Below are 12,847 nucleotides of genomic sequence, written 5' to 3'. Positions count from 1 at the left end.
GGAACCCATCCCGAGACCGAGGGCAGTGCCTCGTCGGGCGATGACGCTACTCGCTCGTGTTCTGCCCGAAATTGCTCTCGGCCACGCCCCACTCATCTGGCCCGGTCGCGAAGCGCTTGTCGTGCTTCTCCGCTTCCTCGACCTCAGCCTCAAGCTCCTGCGGGGTGTCGGCGGGCTCCGGCTCGAAGAGCGAGCCCGCGTCGGGGAAGAGGTGGCCGTCGCCGTTCGCGCGCTCGTTGGCGAGCTGCTCGGTGCTGATGCGCGCCGCGCTCTCGTGGCCGGCGCTCTCGCCGCCGGAGCCTTCACCGTTCGCCGCGACGTCCTCGCCCGCGCTTGCCTGGTCTGCCCGCGCCTGCGGGTCGTTCGCCTGCTGTTCGCTCATGCGCGCAACGCTACGCGGCGATCATCCACGTTTCGGGTGCGGGCACGAACGACGATGCCCCTCTGGACGAAGGGTGTGTTCGTCCAGAGGGGCATCGGTCGATCAGCTCGCGCGGGGCACCTAGTCTGCGTACGCCATGAAGGCGTCGAGCTCGGCGCCGCCCGGGCGCGCCGGGATCATGGGCGCGTCGATCTCGGCCCGCTCGAGCAGCTCGGACATTCGGCGACGACGCTGCTTCGGGATGACCGTGACCACCGTGCCGCGCTGTCCCGCGCGACCCGTTCGGCCGGAGCGGTGGAGGTACGACTTGTACTCCTCCGGCATGTCCGACTGGATCACGAGACGGATGTCATCGACGTGGATACCGCGCGCGGCGACGTCAGTCGCGACGAGCACGTTGACCTTGCCACTCGTGAGCAGGCGCAGGTTGTGCGTGCGTCGCCCCTGCGTGAGGTCGCCGTGGAGCGCAGCCGCGGGCACGCCGGCCATCGACAGCTCGGTGGCGAGCCCCTCGGCGGCGATACGCGTCTTCGTGAAGATCAGCACGCGGCCGCCGGAGCCGGCGAGCTGCTCGATGACGGCGCGCTTGTCGTCGCGCTCGACGACGAGCACGCTGTGGTCGATGTCGGTGTGCTGCTCTTCCTCGCCCGCCACCTCGTGCACGGACGGCTTCTTGAGGAACTCCGTCACAAGTCGCTGCACGGCCGCGTCGAGCGTCGCCGAGAACAGCAGGCGTTGTCCGCCGGGCATGGTCATGCGCAGGATGCGCTGCACGGGCTCGAGGAACCCGAGGTCGCACATCTGGTCGGCTTCGTCGAGCACCGTGAACTCGACCTGGTCGAGCCGCAGGAAGCCCTGACGCTCGAGGTCCTCGATGCGGCCGGGGGTTCCGATGACGATGTCGACGCCGCGCCCGAGGGCCGTGACCTGACGCTGCTGCGGCACGCCCCCGTACACCTGGGTTGTGAAGAGGCCGACGCTGCGGGCGATCGGCTGGATGGTCCGGTCGATCTGCAGGGCGAGCTCGCGTGTCGGCGCGACGATGAGGGCGCGGGGCGCGCGCCCGATCTTGCGCTTGCTGGCGTCGGCATCGCGGCCGCGCGCGACGCTGAGCCGCTGCACGAGGGCTGCGCCGAACGCGATCGTCTTGCCGCTGCCGGTCCGGCCACGGCCGAGCACGTCACGCCCCTGGATCGCATCCGGGATCGTCGATGCCTGGATGGGGAACGGGCTCGGTGCGCCGAGTTCGGCGAGCGCGTCGACGATGTTGGCGCCGAGCCCGAGGTCGCCGAAGCTCAGGCCGTCGGCGTTCTTCGCGCCGACCGCGGTCGGGGCGAGACGCTCGAGCACGCGGTCCTCGTCGTGAGAGGGGGCGCGGCCCGCGACGGACTGGCTGTGGCTGCGGTAGTCCTGGATCGCCCCGCGCTGCGGCTGGTTCGCGCCGCGAGCCGTGGGGTCGAAGTGCTTGGCGCTGCGGTCGCCGCGCGAGCCGGCCGCCGGCTGACGCCCATGCGACTGGCGGAGGGCGTCGTGGTGGTGACGGTCGATGCGCTCGTTGCGATCGGAGAACTGCCCGTCGCGCCCGCGAGCGCCGCCGCGCGCTGATGCTGCTCCGCGCGCGGGTGCTCCTCGGCGGGTGCTGTAGCGGTCGTCGCCGCGGGGACGGCTCTGGTCGGAGCCGCGCGAGCCGCCGCGGTCGCGGTCGCCGCCGCGGTCGAAGGAATCGTTGCGGCCGGACGCGTCGTAGCCGCCACGACGGTCGTCGCTGCGGTCGCTGTAGCCGCCACGACGGTCGTCCGAGCCTCGGCCGGCGCTCCGCCGGTCGTCACCTGGCCGGGTGTTGCTGCCGTAGCCGCCTCGGCGGTCGTCGCCGCGTCCGGCATAGCTGCCGCGGCGGTCGTCGCCGCCCGCAGAACCGCCTCGGCGGTCGTCGCCGCGTCCGGCATAGCTGCCGCGGCGGTCGTCGCCGCCCGCGCGAGTTCCGCCGGACCGGCGGTCGTCTCCGCGGAAGGCGCCGCGCTCGCCGCTGCCCGCCGCACCCGAGCCGCGTCGGTCGTCGCGTCCAGCGGAGCTCCCGCGTCGGTCGTCGCGTCCGGCGTAGCCTCCGCGACGGTCGTCTCCGGCCGCCCCGTCTCGGCGGTTCTCGCTCGCCCAGCGTGGGTTGCCACCGGGGCCGGCACCGCCGCCGGCGCGGGCGGGTCGCTCGCCGCGGCCCGCAGAATCCTTGGGAATGTAGTTGCTCGCGGGCTTGAACCCGCCCTTTGCTTTGCGCTTGGGCATGTGTGCCTTCTCCAGATCTGGCACGCTGCTCACACAGAATTCGGCGCATGCCCAACTTGCCAGGCTAGCTCACGTCGCTCGCTCTGACCAGACGGGAACGTGCGGCGTCCCGAACTCTCGCCGGAATCCGCGACCGAGCGGGTCCGGATACGTCCTCGCGCTCCGATCCCCCAACCGGGTCAGTCGACGTCGTTGGCGGCCAGTTCTTCCTCGATGCGCGCGTCACGTCGAGCGCGGCGCCGCTCAAGCGGGCCTTCGACCACCGTGTAGAGCGCGGGGAGCACGAGGAGCGTCAGGACGGTTGAGGAGAGGAGTCCTCCGATGACGACGAGGGCGAGGGGCTGCGAGATGAACCCGCCGTGGCCGGTGATGCCCAACGCCATGGGCGTGAGGGCGAGCATCGTCGCGAGGGCGGTCATGACGATGGGACGGACTCGGCGGGCGCCGCCGGCGAGGATCGCGTCGCGAACGGCGAGTCCTCGCTCCCTGAACTGGTTGACGAGGTCGATGAGCACGATGGCGTTCGTGACGACCACGCCGATGAGCATGAGCACGCCGATGAGCGAGGCGACGCCGAGGGGAACCCCGCTCGCGAGCTGCAGCAGGATGGCTCCGGTCGCGGCGAAGGGTACCGAGACGAGGAGCAGCAGCGGCTGCAGGAGGCTCTTGAACGTCGCGACCATGACGATGTAGACGATGAGGATGGCGGCGAGCAGTGCGAGCCCGAGCTGCTGGAAGGCGGCGGCCTGGTCTGAGCTGACGCCGCCGAGCACAGCCGTCGCGCCTTCTGGGAGTGTCAGCGAGTCGAGCTGCTCGGTGATGAGTGCGTTTGCGGAGCTCAGGTTGTCGTCGGTCGGGACGACGGTGACGGAGGCGAGGGGCACGCCTCGCTCTGACGAGATGGAGACTGGTCCGTCGACGATCTCGACCGTCGCGAGCGTGGTGAGCGGGACGGGCCCGAGCGCGGTTGGGATGCTCGTGGCGCGAAGCGCATCGATGTTGGCGGGCGGTTCCGCCCCGAGCAGCACGACCTGCACGCTGGCGCCGTCGACGGTGAGGGAGCCGACGGGGGTGGGCTGGAGCTGCTGGGCGACGATGCCGCCGATGGCGGTCTGGCTGAGCCCGTACTGGGCGGCCGTCGCCTGGTCGATATCCATCTGCACGAAGGGGCGGGTCTCGTCGAGGTCGCTCGTGACTTCCCCGAGTTCTTCGACGCCGGTGAGGGTGGCGACGACCTGGTCGCTCGCCTCGCGGAGCGTCTCCGCGTCTGGAGCCGTGAGGTCGACGCTGATGGCGCTGGAGAAGCCGGCGCTTCCGCCGCCGCCGACGGAGATCTCGCCAGCTTCTTCGGGGAGGGCGTCGAGTTCTTCGCGCAGTTCGGCCTGGATCGCGTCGGAGTCGGCGTCTGTCGATGTGGTCACGGAGAAGCTGGCGCGGGAGGCGCCGCCGCCGGTGAAGAGCGAGGCCGCGCCGCCTCCGCCGATCGTGAGCTGCACGGTCTCGACACCTTGCTTGGCTCGCAGGATGTCCTCCACCTGCGAGGCGGCTTCCCCGGAGGCGGCGAGCGTGAGGTTGGGTTCGAGAGCCTGCGTCACCGTGAAGCTGTTGCTGCCGGTGTTGCCGAGGAAGTTGGTCTTCATGAGCGGAGCGAGGGCGCCCGTGAGGATGAGGATGAGGACGGCCGCGCCGAGGGTGATGAAGGGTCGGCGGAGGGTCCATCCCAGCACCGGCTCGTAGCCGCGCTGCAGCCAGCTCGATTCCTCGTGCGCGGTCGCGAGCTCGGAGTCGGGGCCGTGCTCTGCACGACCTGCGACACCCGCTCCCTGTTCTGCCTGGCGGCGGCGGGCTCGGCGCGGGTGGAGCTCTTCGTCGTCACTCCGCAGACCGAGGGGTGCGAACCTCCCGGCGTCACGCTGCGCGCGTTCGCGGCGCGGGCGCACTCGAACGGCCTCGACGGGGCCGTCGCTGCTCGCCGTCTCCGTCTTCGTCTCCGAGCCTTGGACGGCGACGACGTCCGTGGCGGGTGCGGATTCGCTCGCAAGCACGTGCTCACGTTCTCTGCTCGGCTCCGAAGGCGTCGACGCGTCACCGGTCTCGGCGCCGTTGCCGTTGCCCGACCAGGTCTCCGCCGTGCCGACGCGGGCGCGACGCTTGAGGTGCCGCCCGCCGAGCATCCAGTAGGCGAGCACGGGCACGATGGTGAGGGAGACGAGCAGCGACGCCAACAGGGCGATGACGCTCGTGAGCGCGAACGGGCGGAAGAGCTCTCCGGAGATGTCGCCGACGAACGCGATGGGGAGGTAGACGGCGACGGTGGCGATCGTCGCGCTGGTGACGGCGGTGGCCACCTCGCGGACCGCTTCAGAGATCACTCGCACGCGTTCGCTGCCCCGCAGGCTGGCGCCGGGGTGCATCGCCATGTGCCGCTTGATGTTCTCGATGACCACGATCGAGTCGTCGACGACTCGACCGATCGCGATGGTGAGCGCCCCGAGCGTGAGGATGTTGAGGGAATACTCGGCGGCTTGCAGGCCGATGAAGGTGACGAGCAGCGAGGTCGGGATGGAGATCGCGGTCACGAGTGTCGCGCGGAACGACAGCAGGAACACGAAGATGACGATGACGGCGAAGACGAGCCCCAGGAGTCCTTCGACGACGAGCGTGTCGATGGACTGCTGGATGAACGGGGCCTGGTCGAACACGATCTGCAGGGTCGCGCCCCCGCCGATGGACGCCTGGAGCGCGGGCAGCGCATCCCGAACCGCCTGGGAGACCTCGACGGTGTTGGCGTTCGCGAGCTTCGTGACGGAGACCGTGAGGGCGTCTTCGCCGTTGACGCGGGAGATGGAGCTGGCGGGCTCCGGTCCGAGCTCGAGCGTGGCGACGTCGCCGAGGGTGGTCGTGGCGGGGTTCGCGCCGCTGAGCGGAAGGGCGGCGATGGCGTCGACGTTGTCCAGCAGCGTCCCGGCCTGCACGGTGAGGGCGTCGTCGCCCTCGGTGATCTGGCCGATGGGGATGAGCGTGCCGGCGGCGTCGAGCGTGTCGCGGATGCTCTGGATGCTGGCGCCAGCTCCCGCGAGCGCCGCCTGGTCTGGGGTGATCTCGATGCGAGAGACCGGTGCGCCGCTGACCGCCGCTTCGCGCACCCCGTCGAGTTCGGTGAGACCGGGCACGGTCGAGCTCTCGAGGCTCGCGGCCAGCTCTTCAGCATTTGTGCCGCCGGTGGCCGCGATCTGGATGACAGGGAAGTCATCGATCGACCCGCTGAGCACGGTCGTCTCGGTGCCCTCGGGGAGTTGGCTCTCGATGCGGTTGAGGGCCTGCTGGATGCGCTGCTCTGCGTAGACCGTGTCGGTGCCGTACTCGAATTCGACCGTCACCGACGAGAGGTTCGCGCTGGAGGTGACCTGGGTCGAGGAGAGCCCCTGGAGCCCCTGGAGGGACGTCTCGACGAGGCGGGATACGTCCTCGTCGACGATCTCGGGCGAGGCGCCCGGGTAGCTCGTGACGACCGAGACGATGGGCAGGGAGACCGACGGAATCAGTTCCTGCTTGAGCGAGGTCATCGACAGGCCACCGAAGAGGAGCACGGAGAGCGTCACAAGGGCGATCAGCGCGCGGTTTCTCAAGCTCATCTCAGCGAGTTTGTGCACCCGGTCAGTCTTGCACGCACCTCCGACAGTCTCCGGAACCCCGCTGAGCGCCTCCCGAATCCGTGGTCAGGAAGCGCTCAGCGGGAACTGGGCCTGAATGTCAGGGCGCGAAACCCACGACGGCAGAGCTGTAGCCGCTGGACTCCCAGAGCACGGTCCCACCAGTCCCGTCGACGGGCATCCCGATGGCTCGGCTCCCCATGGGCAAGCCAGTCTCCGAGTCGAAGACAAGCTGGTGCTCATAGCCGGTGCCCTCATCCACGGCTATGGCCACCCCCTGTCTGCCTGAGAAGTCGACAGGAGCATCGAGCAGGCGGATACCTGGGATGAGCGCCGCCGCCTCGAGCAGGACAGCTCCCGTCGCCGCATCCACGACCCCCGGCTGCAGCAAGTCGCCGATCGTGCTCAACGCCCCCATCTCCCGACCAACGTTGACCCCCGTCAGGTCATAGACCTGCTGCAGGGCAACCGCCGGCTCCTGGGACCACTCGATGCGCGCAACCTCTTGGGGACTGAACTGCGCCGAAACAAATTGCCCTCCCGCAGCACGCTCATAGGCGGGGTCCAGACCAGCCCCCTCGTACATTTCCGCCTCACGCGCCTGAAAGGCCTCGATGTCGGCAGCTACGAGCGCAGCATCCGCGTCTGCCGCGTGTTCGTAACTCACGCCCACGAGCCTTGTCACCCACTCCGCGCTGCGGTCAGCAGGAATGTAGAACTCGCGGATCGACGAGTAGTACCAATCCGGTCGCCCATCTGCGGCCCCGTCCGGGGCGAGTTGCTGCCCGTGCAACGTTCGACTCTCAACCTTCAGGAATTCGCCTGGCGCAAGGACCGGGTCGCCGCTCTCTTCCACCTGGCGGGCCGCGTCGTCCAGGAACTCGGAAGCTCTCACCGCCTCGCCTGCGTCTACCGCGGGCGTCTGCCCCGCTGGACTCACCACGGGCCGGCCACCGGAACTCAGGCCGATCGTCACAACGAGAGCAACAACCGCGGCCCCCGTCGCGATGAACGCTCCGAGACCCCACGATGACCGCGCGCCGAGCCTCAGACGGGAGGCACGCCCCCGTGCTCGACCGCCCGCTGCCCCGCTCGCACGCTCGAGAAGCGCATCCCGTCCGCGCTCGACCGCCGCTCGACTTGGCCCGGCCTGGTCAGCGCGCACTCGGCGCAGCAGTTCGATCTCGTCCATCGCGTGTCTCCAATCCGTGTGCGGCCTGCGCGTTCGCGCGCCGGCTCTCCTGCAGTTCAGTGGCGCGCTGGAGCTTCCTCCGCGCGCGGTTGAGGCGTGAGCGGACGGTCCCGATCGGGATGCCGAGCGCCGCCGCGACGCCCTCGTAGTCGAGGTCCCCCAGCGCGTAGAGAAGCAGTGCGTCTCGGTCGCCCTTTGAGAGCGAGGCGACCGCGGAACCAAGGCTCCGCATCCGCGCTCCCGCGTCGAGGCGGGCTTCAGCATCCGGAGTGAAGTCGCGGTGCTCGGCCAGCGCGGCGGCGTCAGAGGCGGTGAAGCTGCGCCATTCGCGCGCCTCGACGCGGCGGTGCTTCTTGAGCAGCGTCGTCGCGATGCCGAGCAGCCAGGCCCGCACCTCGCCTCTCGTCGTGTCGAAGCGGACGCGCTGCTCGAAGGCGACGAGGAACGTCTCCGACATGACGTCGTCGGCGATCTGCTCGTTCGTTCTTCGCGCGGCGTACCGGTGCACGAGCCGGCTGTGCCGGTCGTACAGTTCCGCGAAGGCCGCGGGTTGCACCCGCGAGCGTTCGATGATCTGGATGTCAGTGCTCACAACAGGTATTGCACGTTCCACGGGAAAGAGTTCACGAGAGTTTTCGCGTCGGGACGCGCACGGCTGCGCACCGCGTCCATCGAGCCGGCTCGCCGTGCGCCCAGCTCAGCTCATCCCGAGCGCCAGCACGAGGCTGAGAACAGGCAGCGGCAGCGCGAAGAGCAGACCAGCGGTGAGGTTGAGCAGCAGATACCGTCTGAGGATCGCGGCGAACTCGCGCAGGATCGCACTCGGCCAGTAGTAGCGGGCGACGGGCGCCTGCACGGCCTGCGCATCGATGCCAAGCTCGCGCGCCAGCATCGCCGCTCGCATGGCGTGATAGTTGCTGGTGGCGATGATGCCGGGGCCCGTGACGCCCTCGCGCTCGAGGATTGCCTTCGTGAACCGCAGATTCTCCTCGGTATTGACCGACTCCTCCTCGCTCAGGATGCGAGGGCTGGCCACGCCGACTGCGACCTCCCGGCTCCCGAGGTCACCGCCCGCGTTCGCTGGGTCGAGCGCCCACGCGCGCATGGCACGACCCTCGGCCAGCGCCTCGTCGCTGCCCTGCCCGCCGGACATGACGACGACCGCAGCCCCGACACGGTGCGCCGCATCCAGGCCCGTCCGGATGCGAGACGCGAGCAGTGGCGGCACCCGGCGTCCGCCGGACAGCCCGGAGCCGAGCACGATCACCCACGTGCCGGCCGCGCCGCGCACCAGCCGAGCGTAGAGCCACGAGTAGCCGAGGAACAGCACGAAAGCCGCCCCGAGATAGGCGGCGCCGAGGGCGACGAAGAGGGCCACCGCGAAGAAGATCCGGTCGTCGATCAGCACTGCTGCGAAGGGGAGCGCGGCCAGGGCCGCGAGGACGACGGCGAGCACCAGCGAGAGCAGGTTGCCGAGCGAGCGCCCCTCGCGCCGGAGCATGCGCGCCCCGTTCAGCAGCAGGGTGACGATGAGCACGAGCAGCAGGAGCGGGGAGAGGATGAGCGGCAGCCCCGTGACCGCGCCGACGAGCCCGGCGAAACCGCTGCTCAGGCCGGAGAGCGCTGAGGTCACTGCGATGACGGCGGCAACGAGCCAGACGCCGTTGCTCAACCTGCGCGGCTCCTCGCGCGTCCGCCGCACGGCGATGACGGCCACGAGCGCGGCCAGCCCGAAGAGGATGAGCGTGGATAGCAGCGCGATGCCCGTGATGCCCAGAATCTCCATGATGCGCGTCGCCTTCCGTTCCCCACCGCCGAGCGACGGCGGAACGGGCTCAGTATGGCCTACGCGCTCGGGGCCGCGACCGCCCGCCCGCATGTCGCGATATAACGCGAATACTCAGAATCGCGATATAACGTGACTGTCGGTTGCCGGACTCACCGCCGGAACGCATCCAGAACACCCTCCCGAGGAGCAGCCATGGCCATTGAACAGTGGATCGTAGACGGGCCCCGCGTCATCGACGTGCAGACCGTCCGCAGCGTTCGCGCGAGACTCGCAGGCGGCGCCATCAGCGTGCTCGCGCACGACGAGCCGAGCACCCGCATCGAGGTGTCCGCCATCACCGGCCGTGACCTCAAGATCGCCATCGATGGAGACCAGCTCCTCATCGACCACCCCCAGCTGTCGTGGACCGACGTGCAGACCTCCGCGAAGACGATCTGGAACCAGCCGACCGTCGTCGTGAGCGTGCTCGTCCCAGCAGGTGTCGACGTCGACATCCTCGGCGTGAGCTCAGAGGTGCTGGTCGCAGGCATCGACGGACGCATCGACGTCAACACCGTCGGCGGCGAGCAGTTCCTCGACGCCACCCAAGGCGAGCTGCACCTCAACTCCATCGGCGGCGAGATCAGCGTCCGCGGTCACGCTGGCAAAGCCGTGGTGAAGACGGCATCCGGCGACGTCACCGCGACGGGCCCCATCGTGAGCTTCGACGGCAGCACAGTCTCAGGAGCAACGATCGTCGACGTCACATCCGGATCCCCCACCCTCGTCGCCAACAGGTCGGTCAGCGGGGCAACGACCGTGCGACTCCCGAGCGGAACGCACCCCAGCTACCAGGTCTCGACCGTCGGCTCCTCCGTGCAGCTCGACGGCCTGCACCTCGAACCGCTCAGAGGAACCACCTACCGCTCGGAGCCCGTCGAGGGCGAGGTCACCGACGTGCGCATCAGCACCGTCACCGGCCGCGTCTCCGTCATGCTCTCCGCGCGCACCCCGCGGGCAGGCGACACACCGGCCGACTTCGATGAGCGCATCGACGCCCGCATCGCGCCCGCGACCGAGGATGACCACGCCAGCACGCCCGCAGCAGGCACCGCGAAACCCGACACCGCGGGCGCCGATGCCGAACCGGGCGGCAACATCGAGGTCGACGCCAGCGCCGACGCTGACACCGACACCGCATCAGACGCCACGAAGCCAGGAGGCACCGCATGACCCCGCCAGTCTTCGCCCACGGACACCTCCGCCTCTACCTGCTGAGCCTCCTCGAGGACCAGCCACGCCACGGCTACGAGCTCATCCAGGCACTCTCCGAGCGCTTCGACGGCACCTACTCGCCGAGCGCCGGCACCATCTACCCGCGCCTCGCGAAGCTCGAAGAGGAAGGCCTCGTGACGAAGCACAACGACGGCCGCAAGAGCGTCTATCGCATCACGGAAGCGGGGCGACGCGAGCTCGACTCGAGACGCGATGAGCTCGCCGCCATCGAGCAGGACGTCGACTCCTCCGTCCGCCGCCTCGCCGCGGACGTCCGGCATGGCCTCGCCAGCGCGCGCGAAGAGCTCCGCGCCGAGTTCGCGCGCCTCGCCCAGGAACTCGGGCCGGACGCACGTTCGGGTTTCGAGAAGGCGGCAAGCGCTGGAGCAGCTGGAGCTGCGTCAGCTCGCGGGTTCTTCGCCGGCGCGGCAAAGGGCTGGAACGAGCCCCGCGACGCCCCGTTCTCCACCCCGGGCAAGACAGCTCCGGGATCCTCAGCGCCTGGATTCGCCGACGGCACGACGGCGCCCGGCGAGCCTCGCCCGCAGGACCCGCCACAGGCTCCGCCGACGCCCGAGGCCCCGGGTGCGCCGGGTGCGCCGGGTGCGCCGGGTGCATCGAGCTCGGGCCACCGCACGCACGGCAGGTTCGACACCTGGGCATCGGCGACCAGCTCGCACGTCTGGAACGACGACAGCGGCAGCAACAGCAACAGCGGCACGAGCGAGGCTCCGAAAACCGGAACCACGAGTTCCGCGAGCAACCCGCGGCGTGACGCCGGTCGTGAGCAGCTCGAGGCCATGTCCCAGGCGGACCTCGTGCTCAACAAGTTCCGGCACGAGCTTCGGCAAGAGCTCCGCGCCGCGCAGAGCGCGCAGCACCTCTCACCCGGGATCGTGACGTTCCTCGACCAGGAGCTCGAACGAGTCCGCGAGCGCATCTCTCACGCTCTCGGGGCTCGCGACGAGAAGGACGCGCCCGGCGCCTGAATCGCCGTATCGGAGGGCCGCTTCCCATGACGGGAGGCGGCCCTTCGGTGTCCGCGGCGACCCCGGCGACCGTTGCGACCCGCGCCCGACCGCACGGAGGATTGCCCCTTTCCCCGTCCAACTTCGGTGACTAAACGGCGCTTCTGGCTCGTTTCGGCGCCGGACGCCGCCGTCTGTCACCGAAGCTGGCCAGCGGGCGGGACCCTCGGAAGCGGGCTGGCGCCACCCTCGCCCCGGGAGTACGGTTGCCGCGTGCGAACGCCAGCCCGCCTCCTCCTCGCCGTGTTCCTCGGCGGAGCCCTCGGCACGCTCGCCCGGGTGTGGCTCGGCTCGGTCGTCTCAACCGCGACGATGCCGCAGGGCACGGCGGACCTCGTCGAGCTGTCAGCCGGAAGCATGCACGTCCTCGACTCGGACATCCTGGCTGCCCTTATTGCCAACCTCGCGGGGTCGCTGGCTCTCGGCATCGTGGCGGGTGCCCACTGGGCTCCGCAGCGCGCCGGGTGGCGTGCGGCGCTCGGCCCTGGCTTCTGCGGAGGCTTCACGACGTTCTCGCTCATCGCGCTTGCGCTGGCGCTCGTCTTCTCCACGTCCGCGTGGGCAATCGCCGCGTTTCTGCTCGGCACACTCGGCGGGGTCCTCGCGATCGTCCTCGGCCGCGCTCTCGGGCGCCGCATCTCTCCGCCGCCGGCGGGAGCGGGAGCGCGCTGATGGACGTCCTCTTCATCCTCGCGGTTGCCATCGCCGGCGGTGTCGGCGCCTGCGTCCGCTACGTCGCCGTCGAAGGGTGGCCGCGGGTCCCGGCCCACCACACAGGTGCCGCGGTGGCCGGTTCTGCCACGGCGGCTGACGCTCGGCTCCCCCGCCGCGTGGCACCAGAGTGGCGCCTCATGATCGTGAACGTGATCGCATCGTTGATCGCCGGGTTGGCGGCGGGACTGCTGCCGCTCCCGACCGTCGCCTCGATGGTCGTCATCTCGGGCTTCTGCGGTGGGATGAGCTCCTGGAGCTCAGTGATGCTCGACGCGGCGAACGCGCTCAGCGCGAGGAAGCTCGGCAAGACCGCGATCATCGTGGTCGCCCAGATGCTCTGGGGCGTGTTCGCGGCCCTGATCGGCGTGACGGTCGGTCAGCTGCTCGGCGCCAACCTTGGACTTGGCCTGCTCACCTGGTAGCGACACCACCGGTGGCAGGGCACCGCGGGTCATCCTCGCGGATGACGCGCATCCCGGAAAGCCCTCCTCCAGGAGGGGACGGATGAGCCCCCAGATGGTCGAGGCGCGGCCACCTGTGCGGGCACCTTGGAAC

General features: G+C 70.0%; 9 protein-coding genes and 1 pseudogene. 4 read left to right on the top strand and 6 right to left on the bottom strand.

Annotation, left to right across the window (positions count from 1 at the left end):
* Positions 1–46: 46 nt before the first annotated feature.
* The 6 genes from C5B97_RS01805 to C5B97_RS01780 all read right to left on the bottom strand — a co-directional run bounded on the left by C5B97_RS01805 (position 47) and on the right by C5B97_RS01780 (position 9,293).
* A complete protein-coding gene (locus C5B97_RS01805) occupies positions 47–382 on the bottom strand; it encodes a hypothetical protein (protein WP_104310422.1) in 336 nt (111 codons plus the stop codon).
* Between the two features lie 120 nt (positions 383–502).
* Positions 503–2,662 (bottom strand): DEAD/DEAH box helicase, encoded by a 2,160-nt coding sequence (locus C5B97_RS01800; protein WP_104310421.1) that lies wholly within the window; start codon positions 2,660–2,662, stop codon positions 503–505.
* A 179-nt stretch (positions 2,663–2,841) separates the two neighbouring features.
* Positions 2,842–6,297, bottom strand: coding sequence for an efflux RND transporter permease subunit (locus C5B97_RS18125; protein ID WP_258067831.1), 3,456 nt, complete (start codon positions 6,295–6,297; stop codon positions 2,842–2,844).
* 118 nt (positions 6,298–6,415) lie between these two features.
* On the bottom strand, positions 6,416–7,108 hold the full coding sequence (locus C5B97_RS17685) for a hypothetical protein (RefSeq protein ID WP_146080690.1): 693 nt from the start codon (positions 7,106–7,108) through the stop codon (positions 6,416–6,418).
* 361 nt (positions 7,109–7,469) lie between these two features.
* The gene (locus C5B97_RS01785; protein WP_218854885.1) at positions 7,470–8,099 is read right to left on the bottom strand and encodes an RNA polymerase sigma factor; all 630 of its coding nucleotides are present in this window, start codon (positions 8,097–8,099) and stop codon (positions 7,470–7,472) included.
* A gap of 105 nt (positions 8,100–8,204) precedes the next feature.
* A complete protein-coding gene (locus C5B97_RS01780) occupies positions 8,205–9,293 on the bottom strand; it encodes a YdcF family protein (protein ID WP_181026852.1) in 1,089 nt (362 codons plus the stop codon).
* Positions 9,294–9,488: 195 nt separating this feature from the next.
* Here C5B97_RS01780 and C5B97_RS01775 point away from each other — a divergent pair, with 195 nt between their 5' ends.
* The 4 genes and pseudogenes from C5B97_RS01775 (at position 9,489) to C5B97_RS01760 (ending at position 12,714) form a co-directional block, all read left to right on the top strand.
* Entirely contained in the window at positions 9,489–10,508 is a 1,020-nt protein-coding gene (locus C5B97_RS01775) for a hypothetical protein (RefSeq protein WP_104310417.1), read from the top strand.
* A pseudogene (locus C5B97_RS18120) lies at positions 10,505–10,828 on the top strand (PadR family transcriptional regulator); the annotation flags it as partial. The gene C5B97_RS01775 and the pseudogene C5B97_RS18120, both read left to right, overlap by 4 nt.
* Positions 10,829–11,791: 963 nt before the next feature.
* On the top strand, positions 11,792–12,250 hold the full coding sequence (locus tag C5B97_RS01765) for a CrcB family protein (RefSeq protein ID WP_181026851.1): 459 nt from the start codon (positions 11,792–11,794) through the stop codon (positions 12,248–12,250).
* The gene (locus C5B97_RS01760) at positions 12,250–12,714 is read left to right on the top strand and encodes a CrcB family protein (protein ID WP_104310414.1); all 465 of its coding nucleotides are present in this window, start codon (positions 12,250–12,252) and stop codon (positions 12,712–12,714) included. Before C5B97_RS01765 ends, C5B97_RS01760 begins: the two co-directional genes overlap by 1 nt.
* The last annotated feature ends 133 nt before the right edge of the window (positions 12,715–12,847 follow it).

Source organism: Pseudoclavibacter sp. RFBB5, from assembly GCF_002931555.1.
Lineage (GTDB): Bacteria > Actinomycetota > Actinomycetes > Actinomycetales > Microbacteriaceae > Pseudoclavibacter.
The sequence above is the reverse complement of the archived record's forward strand: the minus strand, read 5'-3'. Positions and strand labels throughout refer to the sequence as shown.

Excerpts from the sequence above, each read along its gene's own strand:
- C5B97_RS01760 (WP_104310414.1), top strand. The coding sequence starts at position 12,250 with ATGGACGTCCTCTTCATCCTCGCGGTTGCCATCGCCGGCGGTGTCGGC.
- C5B97_RS01780 (WP_181026852.1), bottom strand. The coding sequence starts at position 9,293 with ATGGAGATTCTGGGCATCACGGGCATCGCGCTGCTATCCACGCTCATC.
- C5B97_RS01800 (WP_104310421.1), bottom strand. The coding sequence starts at position 2,662 with ATGCCCAAGCGCAAAGCAAAGGGCGGGTTCAAGCCCGCGAGCAACTAC.
- C5B97_RS18125 (WP_258067831.1), bottom strand. The coding sequence starts at position 6,297 with ATGAGCTTGAGAAACCGCGCGCTGATCGCCCTTGTGACGCTCTCCGTG.
- C5B97_RS01775 (WP_104310417.1), top strand. The coding sequence starts at position 9,489 with ATGGCCATTGAACAGTGGATCGTAGACGGGCCCCGCGTCATCGACGTG.
- C5B97_RS01805 (WP_104310422.1), bottom strand. The coding sequence starts at position 382 with ATGAGCGAACAGCAGGCGAACGACCCGCAGGCGCGGGCAGACCAGGCA.